Source organism: Nonomuraea sp. NPDC052265, from assembly GCF_044547985.1.
GTDB lineage: Bacteria > Actinomycetota > Actinomycetes > Streptosporangiales > Streptosporangiaceae > Nonomuraea.
This window is the reverse complement of record NZ_JBIUBJ010000018.1, coordinates 136,990-155,594: the sequence shown is the minus strand read 5'-3', so window position 1 is coordinate 155,594 and position 18,605 is coordinate 136,990. Positions and strand designations below refer to the sequence as shown.

Annotated in this window: 20 protein-coding genes and 2 pseudogenes; 12 read left to right on the top strand and 10 right to left on the bottom strand. The window is 71.4% G+C overall.

Features of this window, described 5'->3' with window-relative positions; translation table 11 throughout:
• Positions 1-20: 20 nt before the first annotated feature.
• Positions 21-1,082 (top strand): FAD-dependent monooxygenase, encoded by a 1,062-nt coding sequence (locus ACIHAD_RS37750; protein WP_397359528.1) that lies wholly within the window; start codon positions 21-23, stop codon positions 1,080-1,082.
• 379 nt (positions 1,083-1,461) lie between these two features.
• Entirely contained in the window at positions 1,462-2,277 is an 816-nt protein-coding gene (locus ACIHAD_RS37745; RefSeq protein ID WP_397359526.1) for an IS5 family transposase, read from the top strand.
• A 51-nt stretch (positions 2,278-2,328) separates the two neighbouring features.
• Here ACIHAD_RS37745 and ACIHAD_RS37740 read toward each other — a convergent pair whose 3' ends face one another.
• Positions 2,329-3,093: a class I SAM-dependent methyltransferase gene (locus ACIHAD_RS37740; protein WP_397359525.1), complete on the bottom strand. Its 765-nt coding sequence runs from the start codon at positions 3,091-3,093 to the stop codon at positions 2,329-2,331.
• 147 nt (positions 3,094-3,240) lie between these two features.
• Here ACIHAD_RS37740 and ACIHAD_RS37735 point away from each other — a divergent pair, with 147 nt between their 5' ends.
• Complete coding sequence (locus ACIHAD_RS37735; RefSeq protein ID WP_397359524.1) at positions 3,241-4,401, top strand: sensor histidine kinase; 1,161 nt, start codon at positions 3,241-3,243, stop codon at positions 4,399-4,401.
• Positions 4,398-5,114: a response regulator gene (locus tag ACIHAD_RS37730; protein WP_397359523.1), complete on the top strand. Its 717-nt coding sequence runs from the start codon at positions 4,398-4,400 to the stop codon at positions 5,112-5,114. The genes ACIHAD_RS37735 and ACIHAD_RS37730 overlap by 4 nt, the downstream gene beginning before the upstream one ends.
• On the opposite strand, the gene ACIHAD_RS37725 is transcribed toward ACIHAD_RS37730, so the two are convergent.
• From ACIHAD_RS37725 to ACIHAD_RS37705, 5 genes are all read right to left on the bottom strand, one after another.
• Complete coding sequence (locus ACIHAD_RS37725) at positions 5,079-6,203, bottom strand: alpha/beta hydrolase family protein (protein WP_397359522.1); 1,125 nt, start codon at positions 6,201-6,203, stop codon at positions 5,079-5,081. The genes ACIHAD_RS37730 and ACIHAD_RS37725 overlap by 36 nt on opposite strands.
• Positions 6,204-6,379: 176 nt before the next feature.
• Positions 6,380-6,613, bottom strand: a complete 234-nt coding sequence (locus ACIHAD_RS37720) for a hypothetical protein (RefSeq protein ID WP_397359521.1) — start codon at positions 6,611-6,613, stop codon at positions 6,380-6,382.
• Between the two features lie 73 nt (positions 6,614-6,686).
• Positions 6,687-7,595, bottom strand: a complete 909-nt coding sequence (gene bla / locus ACIHAD_RS37715) for a class A beta-lactamase (RefSeq protein ID WP_397359519.1) — start codon at positions 7,593-7,595, stop codon at positions 6,687-6,689.
• A 209-nt stretch (positions 7,596-7,804) separates the two neighbouring features.
• Entirely contained in the window at positions 7,805-9,121 is a 1,317-nt protein-coding gene (locus ACIHAD_RS37710; protein ID WP_397359518.1) for an MFS transporter, read from the bottom strand.
• 309 nt (positions 9,122-9,430) lie between these two features.
• Complete coding sequence (locus tag ACIHAD_RS37705) at positions 9,431-9,619, bottom strand: hypothetical protein (RefSeq protein ID WP_397359517.1); 189 nt, start codon at positions 9,617-9,619, stop codon at positions 9,431-9,433.
• A gap of 11 nt (positions 9,620-9,630) precedes the next feature.
• Here ACIHAD_RS37705 and ACIHAD_RS37700 point away from each other — a divergent pair, with 11 nt between their 5' ends.
• Positions 9,631-9,771, top strand: a complete 141-nt coding sequence (locus ACIHAD_RS37700; RefSeq protein ID WP_397359516.1) for a hypothetical protein — start codon at positions 9,631-9,633, stop codon at positions 9,769-9,771.
• 38 nt (positions 9,772-9,809) lie between these two features.
• Here the strand turns inward: ACIHAD_RS37700 and ACIHAD_RS37695 are convergent, their stop codons facing one another.
• The gene (locus ACIHAD_RS37695) at positions 9,810-10,205 is read right to left on the bottom strand and encodes a RidA family protein (RefSeq protein ID WP_397359561.1); all 396 of its coding nucleotides are present in this window, start codon (positions 10,203-10,205) and stop codon (positions 9,810-9,812) included.
• A 103-nt stretch (positions 10,206-10,308) separates the two neighbouring features.
• Here ACIHAD_RS37695 and ACIHAD_RS37690 point away from each other — a divergent pair, with 103 nt between their 5' ends.
• Entirely contained in the window at positions 10,309-11,283 is a 975-nt protein-coding gene (locus tag ACIHAD_RS37690) for a helix-turn-helix transcriptional regulator (RefSeq protein ID WP_397359514.1), read from the top strand.
• Between the two features lie 95 nt (positions 11,284-11,378).
• Here ACIHAD_RS37690 and ACIHAD_RS37685 read toward each other — a convergent pair whose 3' ends face one another.
• Positions 11,379-12,329: an alpha/beta hydrolase gene (locus ACIHAD_RS37685; RefSeq protein WP_397359513.1), complete on the bottom strand. Its 951-nt coding sequence runs from the start codon at positions 12,327-12,329 to the stop codon at positions 11,379-11,381.
• 103 nt (positions 12,330-12,432) lie between these two features.
• Here ACIHAD_RS37685 and ACIHAD_RS37680 point away from each other — a divergent pair, with 103 nt between their 5' ends.
• Positions 12,433-13,086 carry a TetR/AcrR family transcriptional regulator gene (locus tag ACIHAD_RS37680; protein ID WP_397359512.1) on the top strand — a complete coding sequence of 218 codons (654 nt, stop codon included), beginning with the start codon at positions 12,433-12,435 and terminating at the stop codon, positions 13,084-13,086.
• Between the two features lie 20 nt (positions 13,087-13,106).
• Here the strand turns inward: ACIHAD_RS37680 and ACIHAD_RS37675 are convergent.
• Positions 13,107-13,532, bottom strand: a pseudogene (locus ACIHAD_RS37675) (sensor domain-containing protein); the annotation flags it as partial.
• Here ACIHAD_RS37675 and ACIHAD_RS37670 point away from each other — a divergent pair.
• Positions 13,531-13,806: pseudogene (locus ACIHAD_RS37670) on the top strand (ATP-binding cassette domain-containing protein); the annotation flags it as partial. The pseudogenes ACIHAD_RS37675 and ACIHAD_RS37670 sit on opposite strands and share 2 nt — an antisense overlap.
• 53 nt (positions 13,807-13,859) lie before the next feature.
• Here the strand turns inward: ACIHAD_RS37670 and ACIHAD_RS37665 are convergent.
• Positions 13,860-14,507: a helix-turn-helix domain-containing protein gene (locus ACIHAD_RS37665; protein WP_397359566.1), complete on the bottom strand. Its 648-nt coding sequence runs from the start codon at positions 14,505-14,507 to the stop codon at positions 13,860-13,862.
• A gap of 259 nt (positions 14,508-14,766) precedes the next feature.
• Between ACIHAD_RS37665 and ACIHAD_RS37660 the strand changes: the two genes are divergently transcribed.
• From ACIHAD_RS37660 to ACIHAD_RS37645, 4 genes are all read left to right on the top strand, one after another.
• Complete coding sequence (locus ACIHAD_RS37660) at positions 14,767-15,468, top strand: response regulator transcription factor (RefSeq protein WP_397359511.1); 702 nt, start codon at positions 14,767-14,769, stop codon at positions 15,466-15,468.
• 2 nt (positions 15,469-15,470) lie between these two features.
• Positions 15,471-16,928 (top strand): sensor histidine kinase, encoded by a 1,458-nt coding sequence (locus ACIHAD_RS37655; RefSeq protein ID WP_397359510.1) that lies wholly within the window; start codon positions 15,471-15,473, stop codon positions 16,926-16,928.
• A gap of 91 nt (positions 16,929-17,019) precedes the next feature.
• On the top strand, positions 17,020-17,919 hold the full coding sequence (locus ACIHAD_RS37650; RefSeq protein ID WP_397359509.1) for a polyphosphate polymerase domain-containing protein: 900 nt from the start codon (positions 17,020-17,022) through the stop codon (positions 17,917-17,919).
• Positions 17,920-17,923: 4 nt separating this feature from the next.
• Positions 17,924-18,601: a DUF4956 domain-containing protein gene (locus ACIHAD_RS37645; protein ID WP_397359508.1), complete on the top strand. Its 678-nt coding sequence runs from the start codon at positions 17,924-17,926 to the stop codon at positions 18,599-18,601.
• Positions 18,602-18,605 lie beyond the last annotated feature (4 nt).

The window sequence follows — 18,605 nt, the reverse complement described above, 5'->3', positions numbered from 1 at the left end:
CTGATAGATAACCCGAACGGATGGGGCTTCTTGACGCCGTCCGCGGCAAGCTGGTGGACGAGCCGGGTGTCGCCTTCGTCGACGCGCGCGGCAGGACCAAGGCGACGATCATGGCCAACACCTCCGGCCAGGGCCGGCAGACCCTCACCTCCGAGTACGAGATCATGCGCGGCGACCTGGTACGCATCCTGTACGACTCGTCCAAGGACGACACCGAGCACGTCTTCGGCGTGAGCGTGGACGGCTTCGAACAGGACGCACAGAAGGTCCTCGCGCACTTCTCCGACGGGTCCTCCGGCGAGTTCGACCTCCTGGTCGGCGCGGACGGGCAGGGATCGCGCATCCGGCGGGCGATCCTCCCCGCGGGCCGCGACCCGTACTGGCGGGTCGGCATCCACATGGCCTACTGGTTCATCCCGCGCATCGCGTCCGACAGCGACATCCGGGACACCTACATGGTCCCGGGTGGCCGTCAGATCATGCGCCGCAGCCACAACCCGACCGAGACGCAGGTGTACTTCGTGATGCGGGAGGAGTCCGAGGAGGCCTCGGCGATCCACCGGGAACCCGTCGAGCGCCAGCGGAAGTTCTGGGCGAGCAGGTTCCGCGACGCCGGCTGGCAGAGCGAGCGCTTCATCGACGGCATGCGGACGAGCCCCTTCTTCTACTCCCAGGAGATCGTCCAGGTCCGCACGGACACCTGGTCCAAGGGCCGCGTGGTCCTGGCCGGCGACGCCGCCCACTGTGCCTCCCCCTACAGCGGCATGGGCGTCTCCGGCGGCCTGGTCGGCGCCTACGTCCTGGCCGGCGAGATCAACCGGCACCCGGACGACCTGCCGACCGCACTGGCGAACTACGACAGCGTGCTGCGGCCCTTCGTCGACGAGATCCAGGGCCAGGTGATTCCGCGCCTCCTCCGCCTGGGCATGCCGACGACCCAGCGTGCGATCGACGCCTTCCAGGCCGCCACCGCACTGGCCTGCTTCCTGCACGTCCCCGAACTCGCCGCGCGCTTTTCGAAGGAGGACCGCGGCGGCGGCTGGCAGCTCCCCGAGAACCCGGCTCCGATCAGCGCCGCCTGAAGGCGGCCGGACATCGGGGAGCGACGGCCGTCGCGAGCAGCACGGCAAGAAGGAAGGCGCCGCCCCCGCAGAGTGGCCGGCGCCCTGTCGGCTATTGACGCCCACTCCTGCCCGCAAGCGGCCCGCGAAGCCCTGATCATGGTCAGTGACAGCGTCATCGAGACCAAGCGGCCACGACGCCTGGAACGTCTACGACGGCTCCAGCCCTCACAACACGTCTGTGGGCCCTGGCGGCCGTCGTCCGAGGGAGCGGGCGGCGGCCATGGTCCGCCCGTCTAAGAGCTCGCGCAGATAGGCGGCGTGGGGGACCCGGCAGCAAGGCGGGCGCAGGTCCCGGTGATCATGGAGTTGCGATGCTCTGTGATCACTGGGGAGACCCGTGCCCGTCCTGCCATCATGGCTGACCGACCCGCTCTGGGACCAGTTCGCGGCGCTGCTGCCCGAGCGCCCGATGGTCGACCCGGGCCATCCGCTGGGGTGCCACCGTCCCCGCATCAACGACCGGATAGTGTTCGACAAACTGCTGCAACTTCTCCGGTTCGGCTGCTCCTACCAGGGGATCGCCGACACGACGTGCTCGGCGACCACCATCCGCAACCGTCGCGACGAGTGGATCCGTCTCGGCGTCTTCGCCCGGCTCAAGCAGATCGCGCTCCAGTCCTACGACCGGATCGTGGGGCTCGTGCTCGACCAGATCGCCATCGACGGCTCCATCACGAAGGCCCCTGGCGGCGGTGAGGTCGCCGGACGCTCACCGGTCGATCGTGGCAAACAGGGCCTGAAACGCTCGGGCATGACGGATGGTTATGGAATCCCCCTCGGCAGGGTCTTGGCCGCCGCGAACCGCCACGACTCCCCGTTGCTCGCCCCGACCCTGGACCTGCTGGACGACCTCGGGCCGCTGCCCGACGACATCACCGTGCACCTGGACGCCGGCTACGACTCGGACAAGACCCGCTCCGAACTCACCGCCCGAAACCTGCACTGGCGCATCGCGGACAAGGGCGAGAAGGCGCCGATCCAGGCGAGCCGGAGGTGGCACGTCGAGCGCACCCATGCCTGGCAGAACGCCTTCCACCGGCTCACCCGCTGCTACGAACGCCGCACCACCGTCATCAACGCCTTCTTCGACCTCGCCGACACGATCATTACCGTGCGTAGCCTGATCCGCCGGGCATGGACCACCCACCGCTAGGACAACCGGCCAAACCGCCGCCCATGAGGGCACGCCTGTCTCCGCGAGCTCTTACGCGCCCCCGGGCTTGCGCGCCTCGACGAGGGTCCTGGTGGAGTGGGCGATGAACGGGCCCTCGGCCTCGATCTTCTCGTGCAGCTCGCGCAGGCGGCTGCGGTACTGCTCGACGGTGAAACCGGGCACCGTCCAGATCACCTTGCGGAGGAAGTAGATCACGGCGCCGACGTCGAAGAACTCCATCCCCAGCCGTTCCGTGCGCACGTTGATGATCTCCAGGCCGGCGGCCTTCGCCGCCGCGCTCTCGTCGTCAGGGTGTCGCTTCCGCCGCGCCTCGGGCTGCGGCCCCAGGAAGTACTCCACCAGCTCCCACACGCTGGCGGGCCCGACGTGCTGGGCGAAATACGTCCCGCCCGGTCGCAGCACGCGCGCGATCTCCGACCACCACACCGTCGCGGGATGCCGACTGGTCACCAGGTCGAATGCCTCATCGGCGAACGGCAGCGGCGGCTCGTCCGGGTCGGCGACGACCACCACCCCGCGCGGGTGCAGCAGCCTGGTCGCCTTGGCCACGTTCGGCGGCCAGGACTCCGTCGCGGCCATCGCGGGAGGCAGCTTCTCCGCCCCAGCCAGGACCTCACCACCACCGGTCTGAATATCAAGCGCCGCCGACACCACCGCCAGCCGCCGACTCATCGCCTGCTGATAGCCCCACGACGGGCGTTCCTCGGTCGCCCGGCCATCCAGCCAGGAGAAATCCCAACCCTCCACGGAAACCGATTCAGCCTCGGCGACAAGCTCTTCAAAAGGACGTGACATACGCACATCATTACGCCCCAGCCCACCCGAACGCACACAGTTTTCCGCTGTGGCCCCCCGGCAAGCCGTGACAGGAACAACGTACGGTAGCAGCCGAACCGCTGCCCATGAGGGCACGCCTATCTGCGCGAGCTCTAAGGTGGGCGCATGGCCGAACGGCGTCCCTTGATCGCGCGCAGGCTGCGGCCGGGACACTGGGTCGCCGTCGACGCGTTCGCGGCCGTTGCCCTGGCCGCCGGGTTCTCGGTGCCGGCGGTGCTGGTGCCGGAGTCCGCCGGGGTGTCGCCGTACGCGGCCGTGCCGGTGATCGCGCTGGTCTGCCTGCCGACGGCGGGGCGGCGGCGGTGGCCGGTGCCGGTGTGCGCGCTGGTCCTGGTGGCGGCGGTGTTCGCGCCGTTCGCCGGGTGGGGGGAGGCGTTCGTGCCCTTGGCGGTCGCGCTGCACGCGGTGGCGCTGCTGGAAGCGCGCCGGACGGCGGTGGCGGCGCTGGTGGCCGCGCTGGCGGTGACCGCCGCCGGTGCCGCGATCGACTCGCCCTCCTGGACGGAGGCGGCGTCGGCGTGCGGATTCGCCTGGCTGGCGCTCGGTCTGGCGTGGACGATCGGGCTTGCCGTACGGGAGCAGCGCGCGTACGCCGCGCAGGCCGTCGCACGGTCGGCGCAGGCCGCGGCGACGGCGGAACGGCTGCGTGTGGCTCGTGACGTGCACGACGTCGTCGCCCACAGCATGGGCCTGATCTCCATGCGGGCCGGCATCGCCAACCACGTCGCCGCCACGCACCCGGAGGAGGCGGGTGAGGCCCTGTCGATCATCGAGGAGACCAGCCGGAAGGCGCTGGCGGACCTGCGCGGCCTGCTCGGCCTGCTCCGCGACGCCCCAGGAGATCAGGACGGTCCGCCGTACATGCTGGACTCGCTGCGCGGGCTGGTCGCGGCGATTCCGGCCGGCGACGTACGGGTGGAGCTCGACGTCGAGCCCGGCCTCGCGCTCGGCGGCGAGGCGGCCCTCGTCGTCTATCGCCTCGTGCAGGAGTCGCTGACCAACGTGCTCAAACACGCCAGCCCGGCCCGGTGCCGGGTGGCCGTCGGCACCCGGGCGGAACGCGAACTGGTGGTCGAGGTCGTCGACGACGGTCGCGGGGGAGCGCCGCGTGCGGACGGCCACGGGCTGGCCGGGCTGGAAGAGCGGGTGATCCTGTACGGCGGCACGTTCTCGGCGGGACCCGAGCCCGGAGGCGGCTTCGCCGTTCGCGCGACGCTGCCGTTGCCAGGAGCGTCGCCGGGCGGTTCCGGGGAGGACGAGAGGTGAGCACGTTCACGGTGCTGGTCGCCGAGGACCAGGCGTTGCTGCGCGCGGGGCTGCGCAGGCTGATCGACACCGCCCCCGACCTGGAGACCGTCGGCGAGGCCGGGACGGGGGAGCAGGCCGTGGAGCTGACCCGCGCCCTCCGGCCCGACCTGGTGCTCATGGACGTCCGCATGCCCGGCCTCGACGGGATCAAGGCCACCGAGCTGATCCGGGCCGACCCGATGACCGCCGGGACGCGGGTGGTGATGCTGACCACGTTCGATCTCGACGAGTACGTCTACGGGGCGTTGCGGGCCGGAGCCAGCGGGTTCCTGCTGAAGGACACCCGGCCGGGCGACCTGCTGGAGGCGCTGCGCATTGTCGGGGAAGGACAGGCGCTGCTGGCCCCGTCGGTCACCACGCGACTGATCGGGGAGTTCGCCCGGCGCGAGTCCACCGGGATCCCGGCCCGGCTGGCGGCGGGGCTGACCCGGCTGTCCGGCCGGGAGCGGGAGGTGCTCCTGCTGGTGGCGCGAGGGCTGACCAACCCGCAGATCGCCGAGCGGCTCGGCGTCGGGCAGGCGACGGTCAAGACCCATATCCGCAGCCTGCTGGCCAAGCTCGCCGCGCACGACCGGGCGCAGCTCGTCATCGCCGCCTACGAGGGTGGCGTGGTCACGGCCGGCGGGCAGGCGCCGTCAGCGGCGGTAGGAGACCTCGGGGAAGGCGGCTGACGGGCCCTCCAGCAACGCCTGCGGACGGCCGCGCAGGTTCTGCTCGAAGAAGGCCAGCGGGTAGGCGCGCTGGAAGGCCAGCGCCCGCTCGGCCGGGATCGTGCCGACGACCTCCTCAAGTTGCTCCTTTCCCAGCCCCAGCGGCTCGGCCGACATGGGGATGAGCAGGACGTCGTCGCCGAAGGAGTTGTGCGCCGCCCCCTTGAGCGTCACGTTGAGCCGCCAGCCCCGCAATCCGTCCCAGAAGGTGCGCAGTGTCGGATTGGTCGCCATGCCGCCCTTCCCGTCGGTGTCGACCACCATGTACGGCCGGTCGAGGCCGGACTGCGCGACCTTGCCGAAGACGGCGCCGTCCAGGCCGAGCCCGGCCTTGATGCGCGGGTCGGCGTACATGGCGGAGGAGGTGGCCGCGCCGCCGAGCGAATGCCCGAACATTCCGATCCGCGCGAGGTCGAAGAGCGGCTTCCCGTCACGGCCGGGCAGCTTCTCCTCCAGGGAGGGCAGGCTGTCCAGGACGAAACGCACGTCGGCCACCCGGACGTCGACCGCCTTGGCGAAGTCGGTCAGCTCGGCACCCGTCTCCACCCGGCCGCCGGGGAACTCCACCACCGCCGCGTCATAGGGGTGATCGATCGTGACCACCGCGTATCCCCGGCTGGCCAGCTCCTCGACGACGCCGGTCCCGTACGCGCGCGAGGCGTTGGCGCCCGGCGAGTACAGGACGACCGGCAGCTTGCCCAGGCTCGTGTCGGCGGGCGCGCCCTCGTGGCCGTCGGTCCTGTCCAGGAGCACCGAGCCCGGCTCCAGGTCGTTCATCTTCAGGTACCGCTCCGCCGCCGCCTTCGGCATCCAGGGGGCGACCGGGTGGGCCCGCACGTCCTTGGCCGGGTACCACAGGCCGACCATCAGCTCCCGCTTCCTGCCGGAGCCGTTCCAGGGATCCGGCCGGGACTGATCGACCAGGTGGACCGAGACGGTCCCCACCGGATGCGGGCCCGTCGGCTTCGGGACCGTCAGGCGTTGCGGTGGGGTGGAGGCGCATCCGGCCAGTGTGAGGGCCAGGGCGCTGATGATGAGTGCACGTTTCACCCTGTTCACGGTGCCAATCGCGTACGGCCGCCACCTCTGGCGTGAGGAGGACATCCGACTCAACCCAGGAAGGTAGAGCTCGACGAAGATCGTCTTCAGGGATGACGCCCCCGACCCCGGGAGGCGGCAGCGACCGCACGCGGCTCTCGCCGTGAGGGCGCCCACGAACGCGACCACTACAGATCGCCCAACGAGGACAGAATCCGCCCGATCCAGGCGAACAACCGCAGGACCCGGCGGAATGGCCAGACCGCCACCCGGAAACCGGTTCGAGCCACCGGAACGGGCTGCGGAAGCGGCACGGCCACCACGGCCGCGCTCCCGGTCCTGGCCAGGTCGTCGAGGCGGCCCAGGAGGAGATCGACGCCGCCCTCCAGGAACTGGTGTCTCGTCTGGCGGCCATCGGACACCGGCCGATGGGTCGCGCTCGCCGTCGGTCAGGCTGATCCGGAGTTCCCGGTCCTGCTGCTCGCGGCGCGCCTGCTAGAGGCGGCCCAGGCCGCGAGCCAGCAGGGTCGCCGTCTTGGCGATCACGCTGTCGTCCATGGCCGCGGCCGGGTCGTCGCGGTTGGTGTAGACGGCGATGATCAGTGGGGCGCCGGTGGGCGGCCAGGCGACGGCGATGTCGCTGCCCGGCGCGTAGGCGCCGGCGGCGCCGCCGGTCTTGTCGCCCACGGTCCAGGTGGACGGGAGCCCCTTGCGGATGCGCTCGGGGCCGGTGGTGCTGGCCCGCAGCCAGTCGTTGAGCCGCTGCCGGTCCTTGGGCTGCAGGGCTTGGCCGACAGTGAGCTTGTGCAGGCTGCGAGCCATGAAGGCCGGCTTGATGGTGTCGCGTTTCTCGCCCGGCTTCCAGTCGTTGAGTTCCGGCTCCCAGCGGTCGAGCCGTCCGACGGGGTCGCCGAGCGAGCGGTAGTAGCGGGTCAGGCCCGCAGGCCCGCCGATCTGCTTGAGCAGGACGTTGCCCGCGGTGTTGTCGCTGACCGTGATCGCGGCGTGGCACAGGCGCTCGGCGGTCATGCCGTTCTTGGTGTTGGCCGGCAGTCCCGTGATGGGGGAGTTGGTGACCACCTCCTGCGCCGTCCAGCGCAGCGTGCGCTCAAGCAGGCCGGGGTCGGTGGTGCGGGCCTTGGCCAGGACGGCGCCGCACAAGATGGCCTTGAAGGTGGAGCGGCTGGGGAAGCTCTCGCCGCCCCGGTAGGAAAGGGTCTTGCCGGTGCCCGTGTCGATCGCGTAGGCCCCGATGCGTCCCTGGTAGGAGAGCTCAAGTGCGCGTAGTTGCTTCTTGACCTCGGCCGCACCGGTGACGGGCTGCGCGGCGGACGCGGGGCGCGTCTCGGCTCCCGCGGGTGCGCCCAAACCGGCGACGGCCGCGAGCGCCGTGGCGATCGCCACTATCGATCCCCCCAAGCCTGGCCGGCCGTGACGGACATGCCTCATGTCAGCTCCCTGGTCTTCGTCCTGATCTTTCATGGCGGCGATCAGAAGACCACGGACGGCGGCTGGGTGTCCAATATTGATATTGGTTTCTCCACCATCCAGATTGCGATATCAGCGCAGGTCACGCGGGCATGGGCGAGCAAGCCGCCGGTGCCGCTGCGCGGTCAGCGCGGTGCGCCGGACGGGACACGGGCCACCTGCGCCGCCAGCAGGCCACCGGCCGTGAACACGACCGCCGCCGCCAGGTAGAGCTGCGCCACGTCCCAGCCCGCGTCGAGCAGCCCGCCGGCCAGCAGCGGTGAGGCCAGCGAGCCGACACGTCCGGCGCCGACGCCCCAGCCCAGGCCGGTCGCGCGGACCTCGGCCGGGTAGGCGGACAGGGCGAGGGTGTACAGGGCGGCGACACAGCCGTTGACGAACAGTCCGATCAGCACGCCCAGCGCGAGCGACAGCCCGTACAGGGAGACGGCCGGGATGAACGCGGCGAGCGGCGCGGCCGCGGCGAGGGTGTAGACCACCAGCAGGCGCCTGAGCCCGAACCGGGCGGCCAGCAGGCCCAGCAGCAGGGTGCCGACGACGCCGCCGAGGTTGAGCGCCACCCCCCAGACGATGCCCTGTTCGGCCGACAGGCCCGCCTCCACCAGTAGCTTCGGCGTCCAACTGGAGACGAAGTAGAACGTGGACATGGCGATGAGAAACCCGGCCCAGATCAGCAGCGTGGCGCGGCGCAGCCGCGGGGTGAGAAGCCGCCGGACCCGGGACGCCTGCCTGGCGGGCGCGCCGGGCAGGGACTCCAGTCCGGGCTGGCCCATCGCGCGCAGCAGCCCGTTGAGACGGCCCAGGGCGTGCGGCGGGCGGCGGGTGAGCAGGAAGTCCAGGGACTCGGGAAGCCGCCACAACACCGCGCCGATCAGCAGGGCCGTGGCGGCGCCGCCGAAGGCGAACACCGACCGCCAGCCGGTCCCGCCCTGCAGCGCGGCCGCCAGGACGCCGCCCGCGCCCGCGCCGACCGCGTAACCGGTCACGTTCAGGCTGACGGCCAGGCCCCGCCAGCGGCTGTTGGCGTACTCGGCGGTGATGACGTTGCCGGCGGCCAGGATTCCGCCGGTGCCGAGGCCGGTGAGCACCCGCAGCAGGCCGAGCTGCACGGCGTCCTGGCTCAGCGCCGAGCCCAGCATCCCGGCGGCGGCGACCACGAGACAGGCCAGGATCAGGGCCCGCCGCCCGACGCGGTCGGCCAGCGGGGCCAGCAGCAGCGATCCCGCCGCCATCCCGGCCAGGCTCGCGCTGAGCAGCAGGCCGAGCTGTGAGCTCGACAACGACCACTCCTGCGACACCGCGGCGGCCGTGAAGGACATGACCATGACGTCGAACCCGTCCACCACGTTGAGCAGCACACACACGGCGACGGCCGACCATTGGGTACGTGACATCGGGGAGCCGTCGACACGGGCGCGCAGCTCCGCGAGGTTCACATCCACCTGACCGCCTTTCACCACGAGTGGATCTCTTGTCCATGTCGGTCCACCTCGCCGGCCGCCGGTGGAGGACTCCCATACCTGGAGACCGGCGGACAGAGGGCGCGGCACCATGGCCCCGGCTGGATCCTCTCCTCGGCTCGACCTCGGGCCAAGGCCGGGAAGGCGAGCAACGCGCTTTCGCCGCCCGTGATCTGCATCGACGGCATCCATCGGACCAACGCGACCCGACATGGCCAAGGGCCGGACTTCCGCGCTGCCATGCTGCCACAGCCTTCAAGCGGGATCGAACCCCCCACGCTCGCCACCTCGTCAACGCACCCCGACGGGCCGCCCTTGCCACGCCCGGCTCGCGGTCGCCGGCGCGCAGGCGAGGTACGGCTGATCGCCCGTCGCGATCAGACCGGGCGTGGGCAGCGGGCAGAGCGGCATCGCCGTGGAGGCCGGGAGGGCGTACCGGCTGGGCTTCAGGGCCTCGGCGACGCGGACGGCGAAGATCACACACCGCGATCGTGCACGGCTACCCCGAGGTCGGCGGCACGTCGCTCGCCGTCGTCGTCCTCGTCGCCGTCCTGGCCGGGCTCGTCGCCGCCGTTCTCCCGGCGCGCCGGGCCGCGCGGGTCACTCCGGCCGCGGGGTTGTCCCTCGACTGACAGCCTCGCCGGCCGCGCCGGAGGCGGGTGCGGTCACGTCAGGCGACGGCGGTGCCCTCGAGCTCGACCATCAGGGTGGGGATCGCCAGCCGGGTCACCCCGAGCATCGTGGTGGCCGGCGCCACCCGTGCGCCGCCCAGCCGCGCGGCCAGCACGCCGTAGTGCTGGAAGAGCAGATCGACGTCGGTGGTGTAGACGTTGAGCCGGACGAGGTCCGCCAGGGACATGCCGGCCTCGCCGAGAACGGCCTCAAGGTTGTCGAGGCTCAGCGCCAGTTGCGCCGCCATGTCACCGTCGTGCAGGGGCTTGCCGTCGTCGCCCGTCGCCGTCTGCCCGGAGCAGTACAGGGTCCGGGTGTGCCCGGAGACGAGCTCGCCCTGGTTGAACCCCATCTCCACCGACCACGTCACCGGGTTGATCGCCGTTCGTTCCATTGCCACACCAGCTCCATTCGATGTCACGATTTCTGATGTCATGGTGATCAGCCTCCCAACGAATCACGACATCCTGTGTCGTGTATTTCGGTAGGGTTTTCGAATGCGTGCCGATCGGCTGGTCTCGCTGGTGCTGCTGCTGCGGCAGCACGGCCGTCTGTCCGCGGCCACGCTCGCCCGCGAGCTGGAGGTGTCCACCCGTACGGTGCTGCGCGACATCGAGGCGCTGTCCGCGGCGGGCGTGCCCGTCTACGCCGAACGCGGCCGGCACGGCGGTTTCGCGTTGTTGCCCGGCTTCCGGACCGAGCTCACCGGGCTGAACCCCGACGAGGCCCTCGCCCTGCTGGTCGCCGGATCGCGGCGCGGCGCGCAGGCGTTCGGCCTCGGCTCGGCGCTCGCCTCGGCGATGCTCAAGGTGGTCGACGCCCTCCCCGAGAGTTACCGGGACACCGCGGCCGGCGCGGCCGAGCGACTGCTCATCGATCCGGAGACCGACCTGCTCTCACGCCGGCTGGCCACCGAGGAGGTGCCCGACGCCATCGCGGCCGAGGTCCTGCGCGCGGTGTTCGCCGGACGCCGGCTGCGCATCCACTACGCGGCCGTCGACCAGGTCCCCGAGTGGCGCACGATCGACCCGATCGGCCTGGTCACCATCCGCGACCGGGGCTACCTGCTGGCCACGAGGTCCGGCGCGGACCGCACCTACCGCCTGTCGCGGATCGTGGCCGCCGAGGAGCTCCCCGAACCCGCCCAGCGGCCGGACCGCGTCGATCTGGACCGGGCCTGGCAGGAACGCAGCACCCGCTTCCGCACCGGCGGCGACCAGGTCGCCGTACTGGTACGGATGAACCCGGCGCGGCGGGAGGAACTGCTGGGCACCGCGCTGGCCGTCCTCACCGAAGAGGCCGACGCGGACGGCCGGCTGCGGCTGGAGGTGACCTTCCAGGACCGCAGACACGCCGTCTGGGCGCTGTGGCAGCTCGGCATGGACGCCGAGGCCCTGGCCCCACAGTGGTTGCGCACCTCTCTGCGCGCCCGCGCCACCGCGGTCGCCGCCCGCTACGATTGCCCGTCCTGAGGGCCGACCGCGTCTTCGGCCTCATCGGTCGATCATGCAGCCGAGGCCGAGCCGGGAGACCTCGGGGCCGGCGGGCCCGAGGGAAGTGCTGAGCGTCACCCTTCCAGGGCCGCGCGGAGGAACTCGAAGATCTCCGCCTGGGCGTCCACGGCCTGCGATTCCACGCCGGGCAGGGTGAGGAACGCGTGCCGCGCTCCGGGGTACTCGGTGAGCCGCACGGACGTCCCGGCCGCCCGCAGCCGCTCGGCGTAGCGGCGGCCGTGATCGGCGACCGCGTCCTGGGTCGGCACCACGAGCAGCGCGGGGGCGAGCCCGCTCAGATCGTCCGCGTGCAGCGGCGAGAACGCGCGGGCGTCGGTCCCCGGCGGGACGGCGAGCCGCCGCAGGAACCGCAGGAGCGGCAGGGCGCGGCTCGGCTGGTAGGCGTACTCGGCTACCGAGGGGTGGTCGTCCATCGACTCGGTCACGTCCACCACGGGGTTGACCAGCACCTGCGCCCGGAGCCGCAGGCCGGCCTCCCGGGCACGGACCGCCGCCAGCGCGCTGATCAGCGCGCCGAAGCTCTCGCCGAAGACGGCCGTGCGCGTCGGATCGATGCCCCACTGCGCGGCGTCCTCCACCAGGTGCCGGAGTACGTCCCAGCCGTCGTCGGCGGCGTTCGCGATCGGGCTGTCCGGGGCGACGAGGCGGTGCTCGACCGAGACGACGAGCGCGGGCAGCCGGGCGGCGAGATGGCTGTTGGTCCAGTCGCACTGCGCCGCCGTGCCCACGAAGCCGCCTCCGTGCACATGGACCACGAGCGGCAGGCGGGCCCCGCCGCCGCCCGGCGACACCGGCCGGTACACCCGGACCGGGAGGTCGCGGCCCGGCAGCGCGACGTCCTGCCACGCGATCGCGGCTCCGGGGTCCGGCTCCCCGAGGATCGCACGCGCCACGCCGGACGCCCGCCAGCTGTTCTCCGCGGCGCGGTAGGCGATCAGTCGCTCGGTCGTCATCGTCGACAGGTCCGGCTCCGGTGGCCGCTTCACAGCAGTGGTCTCGCTCATGTCTCCATCTCTCCTCATCTGGCCTGCCCTCATTATGCACGCACTGCGTGCAACAGCAAGTGCATCGCCTGGTGCTAGGCTGGACGCGGACGAGGGGGGCACGATGACAGGCCGAAGGCGTTGGTCCACAGAGGAGATCCTGGGCACGGCGGCGGAGCTGCTGCGCACGAGCGATGCCGAGTCGTTCAGCGTGCGCAAGCTCGCCGCGACGCTCGGGACCGACTCCTCCAGCCTCTACCGGCACTTCCGCAACAAGACCGAGCTGCTGCGCGCGGTCGCCGACCGGACCATCGCGGCCGCGATGGACGGCTACCACCCCCCGGACGGCTGGAAGCAGCGCATCACCGCCACAGCCCTGCGCCTGCGGGAGGCGTTCGGGCAGCACCCCCAACTCGCCGTGATCTGGGGACGCTACGGGTCCGGCGGCACCGGTTCCCGGGTGGTCATGGAGGAGATGCTCCAGGCTTTGCGGGCCTCGGGCCTGCCCGATGAGGAGATCCCGTCCCGCTACCACCGGATCGTGATCCTCGTGGCCGCACTGATCGCCTCCGAGGCCGGCATCGACGCCCTCACCCCCGACGAGTACGAACAGGGCATGGAGCAGTTCCGGGTCGCGGTCCTCGGCGCCGATCCCGAGCGCTTCCCCGCTCTGGCCCACTTCGCCCGTGAGATCCGGCCCCTCGGAGTCGACCGCCGCGGCGCGTTCGACGAGATCCTCGCCGCCCATCTCGCCCAGATCGAGACCGCGCTTCCCTGACGCGGTCTGGCGACGGCGTAGCCGAGCACCGACGGCGGGCTGCCCGGCGTGAGCCGCCACCACAGCGGCAGGGTGGCCGCGTTGAGCGCGGCCAGGGGCAGGCCGAGCGCCAGGAAGCCGAGGACGACGCCGGTGAGGCCGTGCGCGAGGAGCCAGAGCACCTCCCGCGGCGTGGCGGGGTCGCCCAGGGCCGCGCGCACGCGTACCGGCAGCGGCCCCTCAAGCGGCAGGTACGGCGGAGCCGGCACCCCCAGACGGCGGCGCTGCCACCCGGACAGCCGCCTGACCAGACGCGTCACCGGCGTGATCAGGGGCAGGCCGACCCCGGCCAGGCTCAGCAGCGTGACGCAGACGACCAGCCAGAACAGCGGCAGTGCGAGCAGCGCGGCGCCCGACCCGAGGATCAGGAAGAGCGCGGCGTTCCGCGTGGCCGTCAGGACGTTCATGGCCGACATTCTGCATGGTGGTGCCCGCACCACCGCCAAGACGCCCACCGGTGGGATGTCGCCCCCTCGTCCCTCGCTCCTACGTCTGGTGCGGTCCAGGAAAGATCGATGGGGGGCTGCGTTGGCGGTTCGGGTGGAGGAGCTCCACAAGACGTACGGGAAGGTGGCCGCGCTCGACGGGGTCACGCTGGAGATCGCCGACGGCGAGTTCGTCGCGATGATGGGCCCGTCCGGCTCGGGCAGGAGCACGCTGCTGCACTGCGCGGCCGGGCTCGACACGCCGAGCTCCGCCCCACCTGGCACGGTCATGCCGAGCCGGCGCCCGGACTACTCAGGCCACAGGTCGAGGTGGATCAGGCCGGGCGGCAGGTCCGGTAGGGGGAGGCCACGTAGCCGCATGTTGTCGCGGAGGTGGCCGATGCGTTCGGCGGCGTGCGCTGCCTGCTCGGCGTGGCCGTGCGCCGCCTCCCTCCACGCCTCCGGGAGGGGCTCGGTCTCGTCGTTCGCGCGGCCGCGGGCCTCTGCGGCGGCGCGAGCGCGGGCGGTCCACTCACCGACCAGGAGCCGGTGAGTCCGCAGGGCCTGCAGCTCGGCACGGGCGCCGGCTCCCTCTTCGTACGGGGTGTCGGGGAGCGGTGCTGTGCCGTCGAGCCAGAAGACGGCCTCTCCCGGGTCTGCGTCGACGCCGGGCAGGATCTCCACCGACTCGGTGGAGCGGCCGAGGGGAGTGAGCAGGAGCACCGGCGGGGTGTTGAGCGCGCGGGCGAGCACGAGCAGTTCGGCGACGGTCAGAGACGCGCGGTGGCCGGATTCCAGCTTGGCGAGGTTGTTGCGCTCCAGAGGGAGCCCCTGGGCGGCACACCGGTCGGCGACGTTCTGCACGGACAAGCCCTGGCGTCTGCGATGGTGGCGGATGTTCTCGGCGACTTGTCGGGTGTAGGCGGCCGTCCAGGTCGTCGAGCTGCTTCCTGGCACCGGTCCACGGTAGACGATCTTGTACTGCGACACAACAGGAATTGACCATCCCGCGTCATGACCAGGAAGCTCCCGTACTTCACCGAGGCCGCCGCTGACGCCGGGGCAGAGCGGGCCACCGTACCGGGCGGCAGGTCAGGTCGCGAGGCGGGTGCCACGGCGCCAGACGGCACGCGTGTCGAGCGTGTCGGAAAGGGTGATGGTGGGAGGGCGTGGCGGCTCACACCTTTTTCTCACGGTCGGCCGGTAGAACGATGTCGTGAACCAACAACGTGCCGCGAAAGTGCTGGTGGTCGACGACGAGCCGAACATTCGCGAACTGCTGTCGGAGGCCCTGGAGCTGAACGGCTTCGCCGTGCGGACGGCCTCGGACGGCCGCCGGGCGCTGGAGGAGGTGGCCCGGGAGCGTCCGGACATCTTGGTGCTGGACGTGATGATGCCCGGCATGGACGGCTTCGCGGTCGCGCGCAGGCTGCGCGAAACCGGTGACAGCCCTCTGGTGCTCTTCCTGACCGCCAAGGACGCGGTGTCGGACCGGATCGCCGGGCTGACGGCGGGCGGCGACGACTACGTGACCAAGCCGTTCAGCCTGGAGGAGGTGGTGCTGCGGCTGCGGGCGATCATGCGCAGGATGCGACCCGCCGCGGACCAGCTCGACGACGGCGTGCTGCGGTACGCCGACCTGGAGCTGGACGAGCAGGCCCACACCGTCAGGCGGGCCGGGCGGCCGATCCACCTGTCGCCGACCGAGTTCAGCCTGCTCAGGTACCTGATGATCAACGCCGAACGGGTGGTCAGCAAGGCGCAGATCCTCGACCGCGTATGGGACTTCGACTTCGACGGCGAGAGCAGGATCGTCGAGTCCTACATCAGCTACCTGCGGCGGAAGATCGACGCCGACGGCCCGCCGCTGATCCACACCCTGCGTGGCGTGGGTTACCGACTCCAGAGCACGTCGTGAGCGTGGCACGACGTCCGTGGCCGCTGCGGCTGCGGCTGCTGGTGGCGTTGCTCGGACTGTCCGCGGCGGGGCTGGCCGTCTTCGCGGTCGCCGGCACCGTGATGCTGGAGCGGTCGTTGTTGTCCCGCGTCGACGCGCAGCTCGCCGAGTTCTCCGCCACCACCCCCGCCCGGCGCCCGCCGGCCATGCCTCCGCCGCCGCCCGGGAGCGTCCAGCTTCCCACCCAGTTCCGGATCGCCGTCTACGACCCGTCCGGGAGGCTGGTCCGGATGATCCCCGCGGACGCGACGGGCGGGCCGCGGGTTTCGGCCGAGGCGATCTCGTCCGTACCGGATCGGCCCGTCACCGTGCAGGACGAGGCGGGGGAGGAGGACTGGCGCGTCCTGCTCAGGAAGCTGCCGAACGGCGAGCGCGTCGCCCTGTCGATGTCGCTGGAGGCCACCCGCGCCACCGTGCAGCAGTTGCTGGTCATCGAGGTCGCCGCGGGAACGCTGGTGCTCGTGCTCCTCGGCGCCGTGGCCTGGGCGATGGTACGGCTGGGCCTGCGCCCGCTCACCCGCGTCGAACGTACGGCGCAGGCGATCTCGGCCGGAGACCTCGACAGAAGGGTCGCCGACACCGACCCCCGCACCGAGATCGGACGGCTCGGCCAGACGCTCAACACCATGCTGGAACGCCTGGCCACCGCCCTGCGCGCCCGCCAGCAGTCGGAACAGCGGCTCCGCCATTTCGTCGCCGACGCCTCCCACGAGCTGCGCACACCGCTCACCTCCATCCGGGGCTTCGCCGAGCTCTACCACCACGGCCAGGGCCCCCGGGACCCGGCGGCCGAGCGGCTGCTGCGCAGGATCGAGGCCGAGGCCGAACGGATGGGCGTCCTGGTGGAGGACATGCTGCTGCTGGCCCGGCTGGACCAGGAGCCCACGCTGGAGCCGACCGTCGTGGACCTGCACGTGCTGGCCGGGGACGTGGTGCACGCCGCCCAGGCGCGCGACCGCGAGCGGCCGATCCGGCTGGTCGTCTCCGACGAGCCGGTCTTCGTGCTCGGCGACGAGCACCGGCTGCACCAGGTGATCGCCAACCTGGTCGGCAACGCCCTCCAGCACACCCCTCCGGGGGCCGAGATCCGGGTCGAGGTCGCCTGGCGTGCCGTCGCAGGGGTTCCCGCTCCCACGGTCGTGCACGCCGGTTCCGGGCCCGCCGCGCACACCAGGGCCGCGCTGGTCGAGGTGCGCGACGAAGGGCGGGGCATCGAGGCCGCACACCTGCCGCACCTGTTCGACCGTTTCTACCGGGCCGCCCCCGACCGCTCCCGTGACAGCGGCGGAACGGGGCTGGGCCTGGCCATCGCCGCGGCGCTCGTGCAGGCGCACGACGGCCGGGTCGAGGTGACGAGCGCCCCGGGCCGCGGCACCACGTTCCGGGTGCTGCTGCCGCTCGACCAGTCTCAGGACGGCTGAACCGCCCGGCCGTTCACCCTTCCGTCAGGCGGGGTTCACACATTATTCCCAGCTTCGTGCAGTCAGATGTGTGCCGACGAAAGGAGGGACATTGCTGAAAAGGTTCCGCAAATCAGCCGCTTCGGCGGCGGGCAGCGACGATCAGCCGGTGTCCGCCGCCGAGTCAGCCGGTGACCAGGGGCACCGGCTTCGGGCCCCCAGCAGGCTGCACGCCTTCAACCGCTACGAGATCAAGTACCTCGTGGACGTTCCGGAGGCGGCCGCGCTGCGGGAGGAGATCGAGCAGCGGCTCGATCGCGACCGTCACAGCGGCGACGCGGGCTACGGCATCTGGAGCGTCTACTACGACACCCGGCAGTTGCGCTTCTACTGGGAGAAGATCGAGGGGCTGAAGTTCCGCAGGAAACTGCGGGTGCGCCACTACGGCGACCGCTTCGCCGTGGACGACGCCACGCCGGTCTTCGTCGAGATCAAGCAGCGGGTCAACCGGGTCACCCAGAAGCGGCGGGTGTGCCTGCCGTACGCCGACGCGCTGCGCCTGTGCGACGGACGGCAGCCGGTCGAGCACGACCCTTCCCAGCGGGCCTTCCTGGAAGAGGTGCTCGACCTGGTGCTCCGGCTGGACCTGCGGCCCGTCGCCGTGACCGGCTACCAGCGGCACGCCTACCTGGGCCGCGACGCCGACGTAGGGCTGCGGGTGACGTTCGACCAGCGCATCCGCGGCCGTGATCGGGACTTCCACCTCGGCGCCGACGCCGAGAACCGGCTCATCGTCCCGGCCGGCAAGTCGATCGTGGAGGTCAAGGCCGACGAGCGGGTGCCGTACTGGCTGACCGACCTGAGCGCCAGGCGGAACCTGCAGGTGGTTCGGGTCTCCAAGTACTGCCAGAGCGTCGAGGCCCATGGGCTGGCCCCGCGCTCGATCTTCCACGTTCCCGACCACGACCTCGATCCCGGCCGCGGCCGGCCGACCGTTCTCTCGGAGGCATGACCCCATGGACCTCTCCTTCCAGGACCTGTCCGGAACGTTCAGCGTGGCCGACATCGCCATCGCGATGGCCCTGTCGTTCGTGCTCAGCGCCATGATCGGCTGGGTGTACCGGGCCACGCACCGCAACGTGTCCTACAGCCAGTCCTACGTCCAGACGCTGGTCGTCCTGGGCATGCTGATCTCGCTGATCATGCTGGTCGTCGGCTCGAACATCGCCCGCGCGTTCGCGCTGGTCGGCGCCCTGTCGGTGGTGCGCTTCCGCAACGCCATCAAGGAGACCCGGGACGTCGGGTTCATCTTCCTGGTGATGGGCGTCGGGATGGCCGTCGGCACCCGCTTCTACCTGCTGGGCATCGTCGCCGCCGTGGCGATCTCGCTGATCGTCATGGTCATGCACCGGTTCGACTGGTTCCAGCTCAACGTGCGGCGCCAGGTCGTCAAGGTCCAGGTCCCGTCGGACGAGGACTTCACCGCCTCGATCCAGGACGTGCTCGTCCGGCACACCGACGAGTTCGAGCTGGTCAGCATGGAGTCGATCCGGGCGGGCGCGCTCATCGAGCTCATGTACACCGTCAAGATCAAGAAGGGCGGTGAGCCGGCCGACCTCATCGCCGCCCTGCGCGAACGCAACCACGGCCAGTCGGTCACCGTCCTGACCGGATACGACCAGACCGACCTGTAGGCCC

Coding starts and splice junctions, on each gene's coding strand:
- ACIHAD_RS37695 (WP_397359561.1), bottom strand. CDS start 10,205: ATGGAACGAACGGCGATCAACCCGGTGACGTGGTCGGTGGAGATGGGG.
- ACIHAD_RS37740 (WP_397359525.1), bottom strand. CDS start 3,093: ATGTCACGTCCTTTTGAAGAGCTTGTCGCCGAGGCTGAATCGGTTTCC.
- ACIHAD_RS37645 (WP_397359508.1), top strand. CDS start 17,924: ATGGACCTCTCCTTCCAGGACCTGTCCGGAACGTTCAGCGTGGCCGAC.
- ACIHAD_RS37750 (WP_397359528.1), top strand. CDS start 21: ATGGGGCTTCTTGACGCCGTCCGCGGCAAGCTGGTGGACGAGCCGGGT.
- ACIHAD_RS37680 (WP_397359512.1), top strand. CDS start 12,433: ATGACAGGCCGAAGGCGTTGGTCCACAGAGGAGATCCTGGGCACGGCG.
- ACIHAD_RS37685 (WP_397359513.1), bottom strand. CDS start 12,329: ATGAGCGAGACCACTGCTGTGAAGCGGCCACCGGAGCCGGACCTGTCG.
- ACIHAD_RS37735 (WP_397359524.1), top strand. CDS start 3,241: ATGGCCGAACGGCGTCCCTTGATCGCGCGCAGGCTGCGGCCGGGACAC.
- ACIHAD_RS37690 (WP_397359514.1), top strand. CDS start 10,309: ATGCGTGCCGATCGGCTGGTCTCGCTGGTGCTGCTGCTGCGGCAGCAC.